The sequence below is a fragment of the Phytoactinopolyspora halophila genome (assembly GCF_003287285.1).
GTDB classification, from domain to species: Bacteria; Actinomycetota; Actinomycetes; order Jiangellales; family Jiangellaceae; genus Phytoactinopolyspora_A; species Phytoactinopolyspora_A halophila.
In genome coordinates this window covers 71,713-89,446 of the sequence record NZ_QMIG01000002.1, presented here as the reverse complement: position 1 = coordinate 89,446, position 17,734 = coordinate 71,713, and the positions used below count along the sequence as shown (strand labels likewise).

General features: G+C 67.8%; 18 protein-coding genes. 7 read left to right on the top strand and 11 right to left on the bottom strand.

Going from position 1 to position 17,734, the window contains the following annotated elements:
* The first annotated feature begins 14 nt into the window (after nucleotides 1-14).
* Both DPM12_RS02940 and DPM12_RS02935 read left to right on the top strand, forming a co-directional pair.
* Nucleotides 15-1,016, top strand: a complete 1,002-nt coding sequence (locus DPM12_RS02940; protein ID WP_112256787.1) for an ATP-binding cassette domain-containing protein — start codon at nucleotides 15-17, stop codon at nucleotides 1,014-1,016.
* Nucleotides 1,017-1,081: 65 nt separating this feature from the next.
* Nucleotides 1,082-1,876: an ABC transporter permease gene (locus tag DPM12_RS02935; RefSeq protein ID WP_342778742.1), complete on the top strand. Its 795-nt coding sequence runs from the start codon at nucleotides 1,082-1,084 to the stop codon at nucleotides 1,874-1,876.
* A gap of 12 nt (nucleotides 1,877-1,888) precedes the next feature.
* Here the strand turns inward: DPM12_RS02935 and DPM12_RS02930 are convergent, their stop codons facing one another.
* The gene (locus tag DPM12_RS02930) at nucleotides 1,889-2,824 is read right to left on the bottom strand and encodes a DMT family transporter (RefSeq protein WP_112256785.1); all 936 of its coding nucleotides are present in this window, start codon (nucleotides 2,822-2,824) and stop codon (nucleotides 1,889-1,891) included.
* A gap of 66 nt (nucleotides 2,825-2,890) precedes the next feature.
* Here DPM12_RS02930 and DPM12_RS02925 point away from each other — a divergent pair, with 66 nt between their 5' ends.
* Nucleotides 2,891-4,168, top strand: coding sequence for an aminotransferase-like domain-containing protein (locus DPM12_RS02925; RefSeq protein ID WP_112256784.1), 1,278 nt, complete (start codon nucleotides 2,891-2,893; stop codon nucleotides 4,166-4,168).
* Nucleotides 4,169-4,307: 139 nt separating this feature from the next.
* Here the strand turns inward: DPM12_RS02925 and DPM12_RS02920 are convergent, their stop codons facing one another.
* Nucleotides 4,308-6,611, bottom strand: a complete 2,304-nt coding sequence (locus tag DPM12_RS02920) for a sodium-translocating pyrophosphatase (protein ID WP_112256783.1) — start codon at nucleotides 6,609-6,611, stop codon at nucleotides 4,308-4,310.
* Nucleotides 6,612-6,828: 217 nt separating this feature from the next.
* The gene (locus DPM12_RS02915) at nucleotides 6,829-7,179 is read right to left on the bottom strand and encodes an STAS domain-containing protein (RefSeq protein WP_112256782.1); all 351 of its coding nucleotides are present in this window, start codon (nucleotides 7,177-7,179) and stop codon (nucleotides 6,829-6,831) included.
* Nucleotides 7,180-7,313: 134 nt separating this feature from the next.
* Here DPM12_RS02915 and DPM12_RS02910 point away from each other — a divergent pair, with 134 nt between their 5' ends.
* Complete coding sequence (locus tag DPM12_RS02910; RefSeq protein ID WP_112256781.1) at nucleotides 7,314-9,587, top strand: DEAD/DEAH box helicase; 2,274 nt, start codon at nucleotides 7,314-7,316, stop codon at nucleotides 9,585-9,587.
* The gene (locus DPM12_RS02905) at nucleotides 9,584-10,492 is read left to right on the top strand and encodes an EamA family transporter (RefSeq protein WP_112256780.1); all 909 of its coding nucleotides are present in this window, start codon (nucleotides 9,584-9,586) and stop codon (nucleotides 10,490-10,492) included. The genes DPM12_RS02910 and DPM12_RS02905 overlap by 4 nt, the downstream gene beginning before the upstream one ends.
* Before the next feature lie 5 nt (nucleotides 10,493-10,497).
* On the opposite strand, the gene DPM12_RS23045 is transcribed toward DPM12_RS02905, so the two are convergent.
* From DPM12_RS23045 to ssd, 8 genes are all read right to left on the bottom strand, one after another.
* Complete coding sequence (locus DPM12_RS23045) at nucleotides 10,498-10,893, bottom strand: Rv3654c family TadE-like protein (protein ID WP_112256779.1); 396 nt, start codon at nucleotides 10,891-10,893, stop codon at nucleotides 10,498-10,500.
* Complete coding sequence (locus DPM12_RS23040) at nucleotides 10,890-11,219, bottom strand: TadE family type IV pilus minor pilin (RefSeq protein ID WP_112256778.1); 330 nt, start codon at nucleotides 11,217-11,219, stop codon at nucleotides 10,890-10,892. The genes DPM12_RS23045 and DPM12_RS23040 overlap by 4 nt, the downstream gene beginning before the upstream one ends.
* Nucleotides 11,213-11,350, bottom strand: a complete 138-nt coding sequence (locus DPM12_RS23035) for a hypothetical protein (RefSeq protein ID WP_158542694.1) — start codon at nucleotides 11,348-11,350, stop codon at nucleotides 11,213-11,215. Before DPM12_RS23035 ends, DPM12_RS23040 begins: the two co-directional genes overlap by 7 nt.
* A 15-nt stretch (nucleotides 11,351-11,365) precedes the next feature.
* Nucleotides 11,366-11,545, bottom strand: a complete 180-nt coding sequence (locus tag DPM12_RS02890) for a DUF4244 domain-containing protein (protein WP_112256777.1) — start codon at nucleotides 11,543-11,545, stop codon at nucleotides 11,366-11,368.
* A gap of 266 nt (nucleotides 11,546-11,811) precedes the next feature.
* Nucleotides 11,812-12,615, bottom strand: a complete 804-nt coding sequence (locus DPM12_RS02885; protein WP_112256776.1) for a type II secretion system F family protein — start codon at nucleotides 12,613-12,615, stop codon at nucleotides 11,812-11,814.
* 46 nt (nucleotides 12,616-12,661) lie between these two features.
* Nucleotides 12,662-13,528 carry a type II secretion system F family protein gene (locus DPM12_RS02880; RefSeq protein WP_112256775.1) on the bottom strand — a complete coding sequence of 289 codons (867 nt, stop codon included), beginning with the start codon at nucleotides 13,526-13,528 and terminating at the stop codon, nucleotides 12,662-12,664.
* Nucleotides 13,525-14,715 carry a TadA family conjugal transfer-associated ATPase gene (locus DPM12_RS02875; protein ID WP_112256774.1) on the bottom strand — a complete coding sequence of 397 codons (1,191 nt, stop codon included), beginning with the start codon at nucleotides 14,713-14,715 and terminating at the stop codon, nucleotides 13,525-13,527. Before DPM12_RS02875 ends, DPM12_RS02880 begins: the two co-directional genes overlap by 4 nt.
* Nucleotides 14,712-15,866, bottom strand: a complete 1,155-nt coding sequence (ssd, locus tag DPM12_RS02870; RefSeq protein ID WP_158542692.1) for a septum site-determining protein Ssd — start codon at nucleotides 15,864-15,866, stop codon at nucleotides 14,712-14,714. Before ssd ends, DPM12_RS02875 begins: the two co-directional genes overlap by 4 nt.
* Before the next feature lie 441 nt (nucleotides 15,867-16,307).
* Between ssd and DPM12_RS02865 the strand changes: the two genes are divergently transcribed.
* Entirely contained in the window at nucleotides 16,308-17,129 is an 822-nt protein-coding gene (locus DPM12_RS02865) for an HAD family hydrolase (RefSeq protein ID WP_112256772.1), read from the top strand.
* Nucleotides 17,130-17,268: 139 nt separating this feature from the next.
* The gene (locus DPM12_RS02860; RefSeq protein ID WP_112256771.1) at nucleotides 17,269-17,730 is read left to right on the top strand and encodes a DUF1707 SHOCT-like domain-containing protein; all 462 of its coding nucleotides are present in this window, start codon (nucleotides 17,269-17,271) and stop codon (nucleotides 17,728-17,730) included.
* Nucleotides 17,731-17,734: the final 4 nt, after the last annotated feature.

Below are 17,734 nucleotides of genomic sequence, written 5' to 3'. Positions count from 1 at the left end.
GAAAGGAGGATGTAGTGACGCATACCCCAGTCGCGATCCGCGCTGAAGGGCTACGGAAGCACTACAAGGAGAAGCGTGCCCTCGACGGTTTCGACCTCACGGTGCCGAAGGGCATGGTCTACGGCCTGCTCGGCCCGAATGGTGCGGGCAAGACGACCGCCGTGCGTATCCTGGCAACACTCGTCCGGCTCGACGAAGGTCAGGCAGAGGTTGCCGGCCATGACGTCGTGACCCAGCCACGACGTGTCCGGCAGAAAATCGGGTTCACCGGCCAATACGCTGCGGTCGACGAAGTTCTCACCGGCCGGCAGAACCTGCGGATGTTCGGCCGCCTTTTCCACCTCGGTGCCAAGCGCGCCGCTCGCCGTGCCGACGAGCTGCTGGAACAGTTCGACCTCGTCGATGCCGCAGACAAGGGACTCAAGGAGTACAGCGGCGGCATGCGACGCAGGCTCGATCTCGCCGCGAGCATGATCCTCGCGCCCGAGATCCTGTTTCTCGACGAGCCGACCACCGGCCTCGATCCGCGTGGCCGCAACGAGGTATGGCAGGCCATTCGCGCACTTGTCACCAGCGGAACGACGGTCCTGCTGACCACGCAGTACCTCGACGAAGCGGACCAGCTTGCCGAGCGTATCGCGGTGATCGACCACGGGCGTGTGATCGCTGACGACGCTCCGGCGCACCTGAAGAGCCTCATCGGTGGTGACCGGATCGAGGTGGTGGTACACGGCGCTGACGACATCCCCGCAGCGGCCACCGTCGTCGCACGTGTCGCTTCGGGCGAGCCGCAGATCGACGAGGAGAACCGCCGGTTGCACGCTCCCGTGACGGACCGGGTGGCCGCTCTCACCGAGATCGCCCGGACGTTGCACGACCAGGGCGTGGCCGTGGAGGACATCGGGCTGCGCCGCCCCACGCTCGACGAGGTGTTCCTGAGCTTTACCGGGGACCGCAGCGAGGAGACGGCTGAACGGGCGATGGGCGAGACGGTGAAGGAGGAAGCCGCGGTATGACCAACCAGACGCTCGATATGACATCCGCGGCAGTGCCGGACGTGACCGACGACTCCGGTGAGGGCATGGGCCAGCGGCTGTACTGGGCGATGGCGGACTGCTGGACGATCGTGCGCCGGGGCCTGACTCACTACGTGCGGCAGCCGAGCAACATCGCCTGGCAGCTGGGCTTTCCGATCGTGGCGGTGCTGCTCTTCGGATACGTCTTCGGCAGCGCGATGTCCGTGCCGGGTGGCGGCGACTACCGCGAGTACCTCATGCCCGGGCTGTTCGGTATGACGATGGCCATGTCGTTCATGAACACGGCCTACCTCGTCGTGTACGACACGGCGAAGGGTGTTACCGACAGGTTCCGGTCGATGCCGATGGCGCCATCGGCGGTCGTCACGGGACGGGGCGTGAGCGATCTCGTGGGTGCCAGCCTGGACTTGCTCGTGCTCGCCGTCATGGCTCTGATCGTGGGCTGGCGTTCCGACGGGGGCTTGCTGGCGACGCTGGCGGCGTTCGCGCTGTTCCTGTGGCTGCGATTCGCGTTGATCTGGGTAGGCATCTGGCTCGGCCTGCTGGTGCCGAACGAGGAAGCGGCGGGCAGCCTGTTCGCCGTCGCCTTCCCCTTCGCGATGATCTCCAGCGTGTTCGTCTCCCCGGCGCTCATGCCGGATTGGCTGGGAGCGATCGCGCTGTGGAACCCGGTCTCCTCGACGGTGACGGCGGCACGCGAGCTGTTCGGGAATCCGGCTGCGGTCGGAGACACGTGGATCGAGCAGCATGCCCTGCTCATGGCAGTCGTCTGGCCGCTCGTCATCATGGCGGTCTTCTTGCCGCTGGCGGTGCGCAGGTTCCAGAACCTCAGCCGCTGATGATCCAGCGGGTCAGGGCGTTCCCGGCCGTTCACCTGGGGAGAGCCCGGTGACGATGCCCAGGCCGCAGAGCACGACCCCGGTGAGCGCCGGGATCGCCCAGACCGAGCTGCCCAGCGCCAACCCGGCCAGGTAGCTGGCTATGGGCATGACCCCGCAGAAGAGGCCGGCGCGGTCCGCACCGAGGCGAGCGACGCCGCTGTACCACAGGAGGAATGCTACGGCGGTGGTGAGAACGGCCATGTAGAGCAGCGCCAGTGCTTCGGTCCCGGTAGGAATCTGCAAGCTCGGTGCGGGATGGGCGATGCTCACGGCTGCCAGCATCGGCACGGCAAGAAAGCAGACCGCGGTGGAGAGCTGTAGGGGTGTGAGCTCCTTGAGTACGGGAACTGCGAGAAGGGTGAATGCCACTTCACACGCGAGGAACCCGAGCCCGTAGGGCAGGGCGGCGAGTGGCGCGGCGGTGGCGCCGTGTACGAGCAGGATGCCGGTCATGACGATTGCGCTTCCGATAACGGTCCGAAGCCGGAGGGGCAGGCCGCTGGTCCACGGCCCGAGCAGGGCGAGAACCAGCGGCGTCGCCCCGACCATGGATGCCATGAAGGCCGGATCAGCATGCCGGGTGCCCTCGATGAGTAGCCAGTTGAAGGCAGCCAGGCCGGTGGCTGCGAGCGCGACGAGCGCCAGTACCGTCCCGGGTGAGACCTTCCGCAGCGGGCGCACCGTGCTGCGAGAGACACCGGTCAGCGTTGGCCGGGCGATGAGCACGAGTAGCAGGAGCAGGCCGGCGAGGAGGTAGCGCCAGGCCTGGCCGGACAGCACGGGATAATCCGCGAGCCATGGCGCGACGGCGATCGACGTCCCGACGATCGTCATGGCCGCGGTGCACGTCAGCGAACCCGTGGCGGTGTTGGACAGTGGGCGCGAGTGCGGCGTGGCTACGGTCACGGGTGTGACTCTGACCCATCATCTGGCATATCGACAGGGCCAGTTCTGGAGTGTTTTAATAGGCCAATGCCGTCTGACGAGGCAGTCCGCCTGGCCGCATCGTGGGGCGAGGCCCCGCGGAACGGGAAGGGAGCGTGGCTGCGCGCCCGGCTGATCGCGGCCATCCGTGAGGGCTGGCTCAATGCCGGGGACACCATTCCCGGCGCCCGGGATCTCGCGAGTGCGCTCGACGTGTCTCGTGGCACGGTCGATTCGGTGTACTCACAGCTCAGCGCCGAGGGCTTCATCGAGCAGGCGCCCCGTCGTCGGCCGGCCGTCATGGCTGCGCCAGGAGCGGGTCCCGCGGTTCCGAGCATGCCGGCATCGGCGGCGCCGCCACCAACTCCGGGTGTCCCGGATCCGAGCTTGTTCCCGCACCGGGCGTGGTCGGCCGCAGCACGCACGGCACTGGCCCGGCTGGGCCCGGACGATCTGGGCTACCCCGACCCGTCGGGACATCCTCACCTCCGGTTAGTGCTGGCAGAGTGGCTACGGCGGACGCGGGGCGTGGCCGCGGAGCCGGACGACGTTCACGTCACGGCTGGCGTGGCCCATGCCATGGCATTGCTCGCGGACGTGCTCGGTGCCGAAACGTGGGCACTGGAACGACCCGGCTCGCCTGGCTCGACGCACATGATGCGGCAGCTGGTGGACGTCCGGCAGGTACCGGTCGATGCGTCCGGGCTCGTTCCAGAAGCCATCCCGCCCGGGGCTGGTGCCGTTCTCGTGACTCCCACGCACCAGTACCCCACGGGCGTGCTCATGCCGGCTGACCGGCGGCGCGCGCTGGTCGAGACTAGCGGCGCGGCAGGTCGCTGGGTCATCGAGGACGACTGGGACTCGCAGATGGCGCCGCCCAGCGTGCCATCGGCCATGCAGGCGCTCGCCCCCGAGACCGTCATTCTCATTGGCTCCGTGTCCAAGTCGATCGCTCCTGGAATCCGGCTGGGCTGGATCGTCTCGCCGCCGTCTGTGGCCGAGCGTCTCAAAGACGCGCGTCAGCGCACCGACCTGGGAGTATCCGTGTTCGTGCAACTCACCGTTGCCGAGCTGATCTCGTCGGGTGGGCTTGACCGGCACATCCGGCGGGCGCGGGCGGAGTACGAACGACGGCGGGCACGTTTGGAGGAGTTGGTGCGCCCCTACGGCCCGTTGATCGGGTTGCCGGGAGCCGTGCACGCGTTCGTCCAGACGGCTTCACCGGAGCCGGTGGTGGCCGATATGAATCGACGGGGTATCCCCACCGTTGTGGTCGACGACGAGCACCATCCTGGCGTTCTCGTCTCGGTCGCGGCCTGCAAATAAAACCCACCCCCGGCTCCCCTCCCCTTGTCCCGTGATCATGAACACTAAGCGCTCTATATGAGCGCCTAGTGTTCATGATCACGGAATTGAAGGAGGGGCGGGCCGGGGGTGGGTTGCGTGTCCAGCAGGGTGGTGTTCCCTAGACGGTGACGTCCTCCGTGGCCGGCTGCTCGTCCGTGATGGCCGTGGACCGCCGCTTGGAGATCCACACGGAGACGACAATGATGAGTGCGGCCACGATGGAGATCGTGTACCGGAACCCGTCGTTGGCGTCCGGGCCGACGGTCAGCAGGACGATCGCCGGAGCGATCAAAACCGACACCAGGTTCATGACCTTGATCAGCGGGTTGATGGCCGGGCCCGCGGTGTCCTTGAACGGGTCACCCACCGTGTCGCCGATGACGGTGGCGTCGTGAGCCTCCGAATCCTTGCCACCGTAGTGTCCATCCTCGACGATCTTCTTCGAGTTGTCCCAGGCACCTCCGGAGTTGGCCAGCATGACGGCCATGAGGACACCGGCCGCGATGGCGCCCCCCAGGTAACCGGCCAACGCGCCGATGCCCAGGCCGAATCCGACGGCGATCGGCGCCATGACCGCCAGCAGCCCGGGTGTCGTCAGCTCACGCAGCGAATCCTTGGTGACGATATCCACGACGCGGCCGTACTCCGGGCGGCTGGTCCCGGCCATGATTCCCGGGTCGTCGCGGAACTGGCGACGGACCTCGAACACCACCGCACCGGCTGCCCGGCCGACGGCGTTGATCGCCAATCCCGCGAACAGGAAGATCACGCAGGCACCGAGGATCACGCCCACCAGCACGTTGGGTGCCGAGACATCGAACAGGAACGATTCGTGATCGGCCAGCGTGGCGCCCACATCGCGCAGCGCCCGTTCGATGACCTCCATGTAGGAGCCGAACAGCGCCGTGGCGGCGAGAACGGCTGTCGCGATGGCGATGCCCTTGGTGACGGCCTTGGTCGTGTTCCCGACGGCGTCCAGCTCGGTCAGCAGCTGGGCGCCCTCTCCCTCGACGTCTCCGGACATCTCGGCGATCCCTTGCGCGTTGTCCGCCACCGGACCGAACGTGTCCATGGCCACGATCACGCCGACGGTGGTTAGCAGCCCGGTGCCCGCCAAGGCGATGAGGAACAACGAGAGCACCAGCGAGCCGCCGCCGAGAAGGAAGGCACCGTAGACGGCTGCACCGATCACCACGGCGGTGTAGACGGCGGACTCCAAGCCCAGGGCGAAGCCGGACAGTATGACCGTGGCGGGACCGGTCAGGGAAGTGCGGGCGACATCGTTGGTCGGCTTCTTGTCGGTATCCGTGAAATGACCTGTCAACCACAGGATGATCGCCGCGAGCACGATACCGATGATGACGGCGACGGTCGCCAGGAGGCGGGGATCTCCGGGGTGGTCCCCGATGCCGCCTTCCAGCTCTTCGAACGTGCCTGGCAGGTAGGCGAACGCGGCGATCGCCGACAGCACGGCCGCGATACCGGCAGACATGTAGAACGCTCGGTTGATACTCGTCAGACCGCTCTCACCGGCGCGGGCCCGGGTGAGGAAGATCCCGAGAACGGCGGTCAGCGCGCCGATCGCCGGAACGATCAATGGGAAGACGAGACCCTCGGAACCGAAGGCGGCCGAACCGAGAATCAAGCCCGCGACCAGCACCACCGCGTACGACTCGAAGAGGTCGGCGGCCATGCCGGCGCAGTCGCCGACGTTGTCACCCACGTTGTCCGCGATGGTGGCGGCATTGCGGGGATCGTCTTCCGGAATGTGCTGCTCGACCTTGCCAACGAGGTCGGCGCCGACGTCGGCGGCTTTGGTGAAGATACCGCCGCCGACCCGCATGAACATGGCCAGTAGCGCCGCACCGAATCCGAAGCCCTCGAGCACGGAGGGAGCATCACCTCGGTACAGCAGAACGACGATTGCGGCTCCTAGCAGGCCGAGGCCGACGGTGGCCATGCCGACCACACCGCCGGTGCGGAAGGCGAGGCGCATGGCGGACTCGCGCTCGTTGCCCTGCGCGGCCGCGGCGACGCGAACGTTGGCGCGGGTGGCCAGCCACATGCCGAGGTAGCCAACGGCAGCTGAGAAGCCCGCACCGACGAGAAAGAAGATCGAGCGTCCGATCCGCACGCCGGCATCGCCGGGGAGCAGGAACAGCAGGGCGAACACCAGGACGGCGAAGATGCCCAGCGTCTTGAACTGACGGTTGAGGTACGCGGAGGCACCTTCCTGCACGGCGTGTGCGATGTTCTTCATGCTCTCGGTGCCCTCGCCGGCGGCGAGCACCTCGCGACGGAACAGCGCTGCCATGACCAGTGCGGCCAACGCGATGAGCGCTACTACGACGATGTAGGAGAGGTTCGCTCCGGTCAGCTCGACGGTCGTGGAACCGTCCACGGCGGATAAAGGCCCGGTCATTCGTCCTCCTTGACGTAGCCCTCGGGCGAAGGCAGTGATCGGGAAGATCCCGGCACGACGAGGAAGTCGCCACGAGATCGTGGACTACTAACGGGCCCGGCACGGTATGGAGCTACTGCCAGGCCGATTTGGTCCGCGAGTCTAAATGCCCACTGCTGTGGTTCTTACACCGGGGTGGAGATGAAAGGCGGCGCGACGTCAAGATGTGCCGAAGAGTTCAGTGCGTGTTAAGTGCGTCCTCGACCGTGTCGTGAATGGTGAAGACCTTGGTCAGGCCGGTTATCCGGAAGATCTTCAGGATGCGCTCCTGGGTGCACACCAGCCGTAGCGAGCCGTCGTGTTGCCGCACCCGTTTGAGGCCGCCGACCAGAACCCCCAAGCCCGTCGAGTCGAGGAACTCGACACCGCGTACGTCGACGATGAGGTGGTATTGACCGGCATCGACGATGTCGACCAACCGCTCGCGCAGCTTGGGCGCGGTATAGACGTCGATCTCTCCGGCGGCCTCGACGACGGTCGAGTCACCTGCGGGGCCACTTTCCACACGAGTCGACAGCGACAGATCCACCTAGTGCCTCCAGCTTGATCACGGGCGATTACCGCAGGTCGTCCGCGGTGCGTCGATGTGCCCCCTTGGACGCTCGATGTGCGGGATTGGTTCCGCCCTGCAGGCATTCAACCACGGCTGCGAGACTTTCGTCTGTGGTCCGTTCAACTGACCTGGTCGAAACGCTTCTCTCGCGGCTTCCGCATCGACAAGGCCGGGTGACGCACACCGAGTCGATTCCGGAACGCGCAGCCAACACGGCGGAATGGCCCGAGTGGGTCGATCCCGTCGTGCGGGAACGATACCGCGCGTCGGGAGTCGGCGCGCCCTGGTCGCATCAAGTCGCCGCTGCGTCGTTGGCGTGGTCCGGGCACTCGGTCGTCGTCGCAACCGGTACGGCCTCGGGAAAATCGATGGCATACCTGTTGCCGTCGTTGACGGCAGCGCGCCAAGGCCGTCGGCGCGGCGGGACGACCCTGTACGTGTCACCAACCAAAGCCTTGGCGGCCGACCAGCTCAGAGCGCTCGATGATCTTTCGGTTCCGGATGTCGTGGCGACGACCTATGACGGCGACACGCCCACCGAGCTGCGAAACGTGGCGCGCCAGCATGCCACCTACGTGTTGACCAACCCGGACATGTTGCATCGCTCCCTGCTTCCCAATCATCGGCGCTGGGCGGGGTTCCTGCGTTCGCTGCGATTCGTCGTGCTCGACGAGTGTCACGAATACCGTGGCGTCTTCGGCTCTCACGTGGCTCAGGTGGTGCGGCGGCTGCGCAGGATCTGTGCGGCTCACGGTGCCGAGCCGACGTTCGTGCTCGCGTCGGCCACCACGGCGGACCCGGCTCGGTCGGCGCGCCAGCTGACCGGGGTGCCGTGTGAGCCGGTGACCGACGACGGCTCGCCGCGCGGGGCCCGGACGTTCTTGTTGTGGGAACCACCACTGCACGAACGCGGTGAACGTCGCAGTGTCCTGGCCGAGACGTCGGATCTGCTGGCCGACATGATCATCGCCGATGCGCGCACCGTTGCCTTCGTGCGGTCACGCCGCGCGGCGGAGACCGTCGCGGGCCTGGCCCGGGCAGCGCTGAGACCGGTGGATCCCGAGCTGCCCTCGCGGGTGGCGTCGTACCGCGCGGGCTATCTCGCGCACGAGCGCCGTTCTCTCGAAGGTGCACTGCAGGAAGGAGAGTTGCGCGGAGTGGCGGCGACGACGGCGCTGGAACTCGGCGTGGACATCAGTGGACTGGATGCGGTGTTGATCGCTGGCTGGCCCGGGACGCTGGCGTCGTTGTGGCAGCAAGCCGGCCGGGCTGGCCGGGCTGGCCGGGAGGCACTCGCGGTGTTGATCGCCAGCGATGATCCGCTGGATTCGTATGTCATCCATCACCCCGACGCCATCTTCGGCCGGCCCATCGAGGCGACCGTGCTGGATCCGAACAATCCGTACGTCCTGGCGCCGCACCTCTGCGCCGCTGCCTCCGAACGGTCGCTGACCGGGGCCGATCTGGATACGTTCGGACCGGCAGCAACCGACGTGGTGCATACCTTGGAGCAGGAGGGGCGCCTGCGGCGTCGAGGCGAGCATCATCCTCGCTGGCACTGGACGCGGCGCGAGCGGCCGACCGATCTCGTCGATCTTCGTGGCTCCGGGGGGATCGTGACGCTGGTCGAACCGGACACCGGGCGGGTGCTGGGCACTGTCGACGCAGCCCGGGCGCACTTCATGACGCATCCGGGCGCGGTCTATGTCCATCAGGGTGAGACCTACCTCGTCGAGTCCCTGGAGCTCGACGAGGGCATCGCGCTCGTACGACGAGAAGCGCCGGACTACACCACCTCTGCCCAGGAAGTGAGCACGTTGCGGATCATCGCCGAATCGGAGTCGCAGGATTGGGGCCGGGCCCGGCTCGCCGTCGGCGACGTCGAGGTGACGAGCCAGGTGGTCGGCTACACCAAGCGGCTGCTCGGTAGCGGCGAGATCGTCGGGAGTGAGCCGCTGGACCTTCCGGAACGCCAGCTACGCACGAAGGCGACGTGGTGGACGCTACCGGACGACGCAGTGGACGAAGCAGGTGTCGCCGACGCCGCAGGTGCCGCGCACGGTGCCGAGCATGCGTCGATCGGCATGTTGCCGCTGATCGCGAGCTGTGACCGCTGGGATGTCGGAGGGTTGTCGACCGTGCGGCACGCGGACACCGGTGTGCTGACCGTCTTCGTGCATGACGGGCATCCCGGCGGCGCGGGTTTCGCGGAACGTGGCTACCGGGCTGCGCGAAGCTGGCTCGAGGCAACGCGCTCGATCGTGGCGGAATGCCGGTGCGAGAGCGGCTGCCCGACATGTGTGCAGTCCCCGAAGTGCGGGAACGGTAACGAGCCGCTGGACAAGGCCGGCGCGGTCCGGTTTCTCGACATGGTGCTGCGATGAACGCCCATCTTCGGGATCGTGCTGCCATGAGCGCCGCGCTGCATCCCGTGCCGGCTCCCGGTTTGGTCGTTGCCGGGATCGTGTCCGTCCAGATGGGTGCTGGCATAGCCAAGGGCCTCTTCGAGAGCTTGCCGCCGAGCACGGTGGTGTTCATGCGGCTGCTGACATCTGCGGTGGTCCTGCTCCTGATTACGCGGCGGCTGATCTGGGCGAGACGGCGTGATCTCGCGCGTGCTGATGTCCTTGTGCTGATCGGGTTCGGCCTCGCGCTGGCGACGATGAACTTCGCTATCTACCAGTCCTTTTCCAGGATCCCTCTGGGGATCGCGGTGACGATCGAGTTCCTGGGACCGTTGGGAGTGTCGGTGGTGTTCTCCCGGCGCCGCTTGGACTTGTTCTGGGTCGCCCTGGCCGCGCTCGGCGTGCTTCTTCTTACGCGCGGTGATGCGTCCGCGCTCGATCCCGTCGGCGTGCTCTACGCGCTCGTGGCGGCGATGGGTTGGGCGGCGTACATCCTGCTCAGCGCCGAGACCGGACGTCGCTTCCAAGGAACGTCCGGACTGGCGTTGGCCAGCATGGTCGGCATGGTGGTGGTCGCGCCGATCGGTCTCGGCGAGGGTGGAACCCAGCTGTGGGAGCCGCATTTGCTGGCGATCGCGGTTGGTGTTGGCCTGCTTTCATCGGTGATCCCGTATTCGCTGGAGCTCGAAGCTCTGCGCAGGATGCCGGCGAAGGTTTTCGGCATACTCATGAGCCTCGAGCCGGTCGTGGCCGCGTTGGTCGGTCTGGTGTTGCTCGGCGAGATTCTCGAGCTTCGAGAGTGGGCGGCGATCGGATGCGTCGTGGTGGCCTGCGTGGGCGCCACGCGTACCGGAGCACGGGCGCGCGGCGCGCCGGAGGCGTAACGAGCTCATCCCGGCCCGGCACGGGCGCGTCGGTCTTGATCGGGCAGCCACCGGGAGCCGATTCCGGCAACCGGTACCCGCACGACGACTTCGACCTCGACGCCGTACACGAGGCACTCGACGAGTGTTGCTTCGTTCGCCGTCGCGACAGCGCGGGCGGTCTCGCAGGCTTGCGTGGAGCCGTCGGCCATCCGAGCTGCTGCCGCGAGAGCGGCGAGATCGGCCGCCGCGGCCGCCTGGCGTCGGGCGGACTGGCCCGTTGCCAGGACGGCGACGACGGTGAACGCCACCATGACGATGCCGACGGCGGCGAGCACCAGGATGGACCCGGCACCGCGCTCCCGGCAGTATCCGCGGGAATATCTCCCGCTTCCAGGGAGGATCCGGCCGAGGGCGCTCATGGGCGCTCCTTGATCGCGACCGCCCGGCCGCGTACGGCTGGTTCGAGCGTGGATCCGATGGGTGGTGGCGCGGCGACCGTGGCCCGGACCTCGATTTCGATCAACCCCTCGGATTCGTCGATGACGACGTCGGCCTCCTGCGGAGCGACCTCCGTGGCGATCTCGCGCACCGTCGTCATGCTCTCGCCTCGGGCCGCAGCCCGGGCGGCCTCGCGCGCGGCGTCGGCGCAGCCTAGTTGCGCCGACGCGAGGCCAATGCCCCAAACGGCGGTGATCATGACGACGGCGAGCACGGGAAGCGCCGCGGCGAGCTCTGCGGTCACCATGCCGTGCTCCCGGCGTCCGGAGCGAATCCGGCAAGTGGGCGTTCGACGAGTGCGGCGTAGTCGGGTGTGGTCTCGCGGCCGGGGGACGTGATCTGGGGAGTATGGCCGGCGAGTCTGGACTCGCCGGCCACGTGCCGAGCGGACCATCAACCGAACGCGTCGAAGGCTTTGCTGACGACGTCTTTGAGCATCCCCTGAACGGGCTCGCTCGTGAGGAGCTTGTACAAGACGCCCCCGAAACCACATGCGGCAACCGTGCCGACCGCATATTCGGCCGTCGACATGCCAGCTTCGTTGCGGCGGAGTCGGTTGGCGATGGTGGACATGAGATACCTCCCTGATCCGGCATCCGGCCGGTACGGAACGCCGCCGTTTGCGGTGTCCAGACCAGGCTCGCTGGCTGCGAAGGTGCAGCACAGGGCGAAATTGGCGAATGTGGACAAGTCGGCGCGCCGGATCTCGCCTGTGGACTCTCAGGAGGGCGGCCAGGGCGGCTACCAGAGGGCGAGGGAGGCTACCAACGGTCAGGGCGGCTGCCAGAGGGCGAGGGAGGCTGCCAACGGCGAGGGCGGCTGCCAGAGGGTGAGGCTGGCTACCAGAGGGCGAGCCCGGAGGTGGCGACGACGGGCACGATTCCGACGAGGACGAAGGCAGGCAGGAAGCACAAGCCCAGCGGGGCGGCGGCCCGCGAGCCGAGTGACTTGATGCGCCGTTCGACCTCCCAGCGGGCAGTCTGGCGCGCATCGCGGGCGATGTGTTCGAGCACGGGCACGGGCGAGACGCCGCGCATGGATGCTGAAGTGAGCGCTCGCGCCAGCGGCCGAAGCGCCGGCTCCGCCATGAGCCGGGACCAGGCGTAGGCGGGTTCACACCCCATCGCTGCCGTCGTGGCGGCCGTCACGAGCAGGCGACCCAGCGGACCTCCCAGCGCGTGTCCGACGTGTTCGGCGGCGCGTATCGGTGGGCATCCTGCGGCGAGCGCGGCGGTCAGCAGATCCGCGGCCACCGGAAGGAGAGCGATGATCTCTTCGCGTTCGCGTGCCCGGGCTCGTGGCTCCAGACGGCCCGAGCCGAACCACACGCCGATTCCGGTCACGAGAGCGACGACCAGCCCGAGGGCACCATTGAGCATGAGCCAGCCACCGAGAGCAGCGAGGAGCGCGGCGAGCAGCCGCCCGCGCGGCGACGAGAGGAAGCCATCGCCCCGTGGGGTGGGCGCGTGTTGTAGTGCTGACGGCGTGCGCCCGGCGGGATTGTCGAGCGCCAGCGCGCCGGCTGACGGGTAGCGGGGGCGGTGGGCAGGGAGGATGCGCGTGAGTCGGTCACGGGCATGTGGTGGACCGGCTGCCAGGAATGCCGCGATCGCGGCGCAGCCGACGGCCATCAGCTCGAACATGCCATCGATCCATTGCCCATGCCGGGTCTGTGACGATGGCCTGTGGCTATCCGCGCCACGGCGTCCGGACCGCAGCCTTGGAGATGTGCTCCACCCAGGCCAGCCCCGTTGCGATACCGAGCAGGGCGACGACGAGGCAGGCCACTCCCACCGGATGGCGGACGAGGAACTCGGTGGCGGCGCTGTCACCTGCCGAGAACAACACGAGCGTGCCTACGGGTAGCAGGGCGAGTAGCTGGGATGTGGCCCGCACCGTGGCGAGCTGGGTATCCGCCTCGTGTCGCATCGCGATCTCGGCGCGTACGGCGTCGGCGGCCGAGATCAAGACCATTGAGGGTTTGGCACCGGTGGTCGCCGAAACGTGCAGCGCTGCCGCCACCGCTGCGAGCTGCTGCGCACCGGGCTGTGCCGAGGCAGCTCGCAGCGCCTCGGTGGGATCGCCGCCCATGCCGACGCGAGCGGCGGCGTCGGCGAACAGGGCGGGCCATTCGTCACCGATGGTGGTCATCGCCTGCTCCAGTGGCCGGCCGGCCCGGAGTTCACTCGACAGGGTCAGACATGCGGCAGCGACGTCCGCCTCTCGCCGTCGCCGGGCTGATCGGAGGGTGCGACGCTTCCAGATGTGTATCGCAGCGGGAAAGGCCGTTCCGGCCATGATTGCGCCGCCCGGTGGGGCAACGATCGCGCCGACGGCTGCCCCCGCTACCGCACAGAGGAGAAGCCGGGCGCGGTGGTGACCGATCCGTGCGAGATTTTCACGCACGGGACGGCGTCCGCGTTCGAGCGCTGGGCATAGTACCGGCCCTGACGTGGGGAGGATCGACGTGAGCCGTATCGTCCCGGGACTTGGCCATCCACCTGCGAGCAGCGCGGAGGCGGCCGCCGCGAGCACGACGGAGAGCCACGCCGTCATGGGTCGACTCCGCGTCGCTCCAGTAGCCGGGCCAGCCTGCCGTAGCCGGTGCCGTGGGTAAGCTCACCAGACGCGGTGACCGTGAAAGCCCGCTCGGTCTGGACCCACCCGTCGCTCGTACGGTCCAGCAGATCGATCTCCGCGACATGGCGGAGCCCGCCCCGATCACGGCCGAGGTGGATCAGCACGTCGAGGGCGGCACCGGCCTGAGCATGCACGGCGGCACGCGGCAGCCCGGCTGCGATTCCCAGCGCTTCCAGGCGAGCGGGGACATCGTCGGCGGAGTTGGCGTGCAAGGTGCCGCAGCCTCCCTCGTGACCGGTGTTGAGTGCGGCGAGCATGGTGATCATCTCGCTTCCGCGTGCCTCGCCGACGACGATCCGGTCTGGACGCATGCGCAGGGACTGGCGGAGCAGGTCGTCGAGATCGACGTGACCGCTACCCTCGACGTTGGCCGACCGGCACTCGAGGCGCACGACGTGCGGATGCGCGGGATGGAGCTCGCTGGAATCTTCGACCAGCACGATCCGTTCACCGGGAGCGACGAGCCCCAGGAGCGCGCTGAGGACGGTCGTCTTTCCGCTGCCCGTGGAACCGGTCACGAGGAAGGCGAGCCGGGCATGCACGATGGCTCGCAACCACGGCGCGATCGCCGGCTGCACACTTCCCAGGTCAACGAGCTCGTCCAGTCCGAATGATGTACTTGCGGGAACCCGCAACGAGATGAGGGTGCCGCGAGGCGCGACGGGCGGAAGGACGGCGTGCAGCCGGACACCGTCGGGTAGGCGAGCATCGACGAACGGCACCGCGTCGTCGAGCCGTCGTCCAGCTGTGGACGCCAGCCGTTGGGCGAGCTGGCGCACGGCGTGCTCGTCGCGAAAACGAACCGTGGAGCGTTCGAGTCCGCCGCCCCGATCGATCCAGACGTCACGAGGACCGTTGACGAGCACATCGGTGACGCCTGGCGTGCGCAGCAGCGGTTCCAGCACGCCGGCACCGGTGATCTCGGCGCGCAACGCCTCGGTGACCTCGAGGACGGCGGCGTCACCGAGGACGGCACCCTCAGCTCGAAGCGCGGCGGCGACCCTCCCTGGGGTGACGCTCTGGTTCGTGGCCGCCAAGCTGGTACGTACGCGTTCGAGGAGGTCGTCGTCAGCCTGGCCGTATCGAGCGGGGATGGTGGTCATCCCGCCACCTGACGTTCGAAGAGCAGGGCGTCCAGGATCCGATCGGAGGTCGTGGCCAGGTGGCCGCGTTCGTGCAGGCCGGGGGTGTCGCCACGGTCGAGCTGGCCATCCAACCGTCGTTCGTCCGGCATGTGGGCAACGAGCTCCAAGCCGAGTGCGTCGGCGATGCCGTCGCCGGTGACCCCCGGCGACGTGCCGCGTGAGACGAGCCGGACGTCGCTGGCAAGTGCGGCGAGCCGCGCGGCTATGCGGGAAGCGGCCGCGACCGCGCGGACTTCCGTCGGCACGAGCATGAGGATGACCGTGCAGGCGCTGACGCTTCCGTCGAACGTTGGATCGAAGGCCCTGGGAAGATCGAGTACGACGAGGTCACATGCGCGCCGTGCGGCAGCGAGCACGACCTGCACGGATTCTGGGGAGACGCCCAGTACGTCACCACGATCCCAGGACAAGACGGTGAGCCCGTGCCGTGCGGGCAACTCGGCACGCAGCGCACGCGCGCTCAGCCGGCCGCGGCTGTCGGCGAGGTCTGGCCAGCGGAGGCCGGTGACTTCCTCTGCCCCGAGAACGAGGTCGAGTCCACCACCGAACGGGTCGAGATCGATCAGCATGGCCGAGAGATTCCGGCGGCTGGCGGTGATGCCGAGAGCGGTAGCGAGGACCGATGCGCCGGCGCCTCCTCGCCCACCGACGACGCCGACGACCAGCGCATCACCCCGCTCGCCCTCGGCGGCGTCGGCGAACCGGTCGGCCAGCCACGACTCGTCGGCAGGAAAGAACAGGACCTGTTCCGCACCAAGAACGACGCCGCGGCGCCAGATGGTGGGATCGTCGCGGTCCTGGCCGATCAGGTACACATCGCGCCTGCGAGTCGGGGCGAGGTGGGCGAGTCCGTCGGCCTGATCGGCCCCGATGACCACCATCGGCACGGAAGCCCACGACGATCTGGCGGCCCCGGGATCGTGAGCGACGTTGACCTCGACACCTGCGGCGGCAGCGAGCCTGAGGACGTCGTCGAGGATGCCGTCGTCGGCAGTGACGACGAGAGGGCGAGGCGCGGGCGTCCTGGGAGTTGCGGAGTGTCGGATCGGATGCGGTGCAGGTGTGTGGGTCACGGACGCCTCCAGGAGTTCGAGCTGTGTCCGATCCACAGTCCCGAATCTCGGAGGCACTCGGGAGTACCCGAAGGCAAATTGTGGACAACCGGCGCTATCGATCGGATCTTGTGGAAGACGCATGTAGCACGGCCGCATCTGGCCCGCTACCGGAAGAGAAGGTGGATGTCTCGCGGGTGGGTAAAGAGACCGAACGATGCTCCGCGAGTGGTCAGAGAGGGCGCGGTCCCCGCCGGGTGGGAAGACGGGGACCGCGCGGGACTCGGTCAGGGGGGTGGACCGAGTCACGGCGGCGAGGGGGGTGCCGCCGCGCCCATCTTCCCCTATACGGGGCCATTCGAAACACTCGGGTAAAGAATTTTTCGCACAATCGATCTGCGAGACGTGTCACGCCCGGGAGGGCAAGCACGGGGACGACCCCATATCCTCGGTCTCGTGGACGATGAAGCCCACGGGGCCACACGGCAACGAGCAGGTATGACTAGTTCCGGTACGGACCAGATGGTCCGGCGTACAGCAGCGTTTTTCGATCTCGACAAGACCGTGATCGCGAAGTCGAGCACGCTCGCGTTCTCCCGAAGTTTCTATCAAGGCGGTCTGATCAACCGGCGTGCCGTGCTCCGCAGCGCGTACGCGCAGTTCGTCTACCTGCTGGGCGGGGCGGACCACGATCAGATGGAGCGGATGCGAGAGTACCTGTCCGGGCTCGTCACCGGATGGGACGTGCAGACCGTCCGAGACATCGTCGCGGAGACCTTGCACACGATCGTCGATCCGATTGTCTATGACGAAGCCGTCACCTTGATCGAGGAGCATCACCTCGCCGGCCGCGACGTCGTGGTCGTCTCGTCCAGTGGTGCGGAGGTCGTCGAGCCGATCGGTGACATGCTGGGCGCCGACAAAGTCGTGGCCACGCGGATGATCGTCGCGGACGGCAAGTTCACCGGTGACATCGAGTTCTACGCCTACGGGGAGAACAAGGCGGAAGCCATTCGCGCCCTTGCTGAGCAGGAGGGATACGATCTCAGCCGGAGCTATGCGTACTCGGATTCGGTCACGGATCGGCCGATGCTCGAGGCCGTCGGGCACCCGTACGCCGTGAATCCGGATCGTGCTCTGCGACGCAGCGCCGCGGATCGAGGGTGGCCGGTACTCGTGTTCTCCAAACCGGTGGCATTGCGTCAACGCGGCACTCCATTCCGGGATGCGCCCAAGCCCGCGGTTGCTGCCGCCGCGATCGGCGCGGGTGCTGCTGCGGCCGGTCTGGCCTGGTACGCGGTCCGGCGCCGCGGCAGGTAAGGGCCCGTGCCTCGCGTGCCGGTGCGGGCGGGTACGGCGATGATCCCCACGAGACCGCCGTTGTCCGGGAGGCGTTGTCGACATCCGGGAACGGCGAGGGAGACAATAGGTGTCAATCGCTGGACGGAGGCGATCGGCGATGAGCCCGAACCGGCCGGTACGTATCGGAGATGCCGAGCGGGAAGCCGCCGCGTCGGCGTTGACCGAGCACTATGCGGCTGGCCGGCTGGACAAACAGGAGCACGACGAGCGCTTGCAAGCCGTGTGGGAGGCCAAGTTCGACGTCGACCTGCGCACCATCTTCGCCGATCTGCCTCGGCCACACGGCCCGCTTGACCAGCCGGCCCAGCCAGCCGAACCGGCCGAACCGAGCCAGCCGAGCCAGCAGTCACACTCCGTCCAGGAGCCGCAACCGGACGGGAGGCGCGGCCTGGCGAAGGTCGCGCACCTGTGGTGGCTGGTTCCTTTGGCCATGCTCGGTTTTGTCTATGTTTTCGTCCTGGGCATCCGCAGCTTCCCGCTGTTTCTCGTCGTCGGGCTCGCCATCGCCTGTCTCGGCGGCTGCGGTGGCGGTCGGGGACGGGGACACAACCACACGTGAAGCG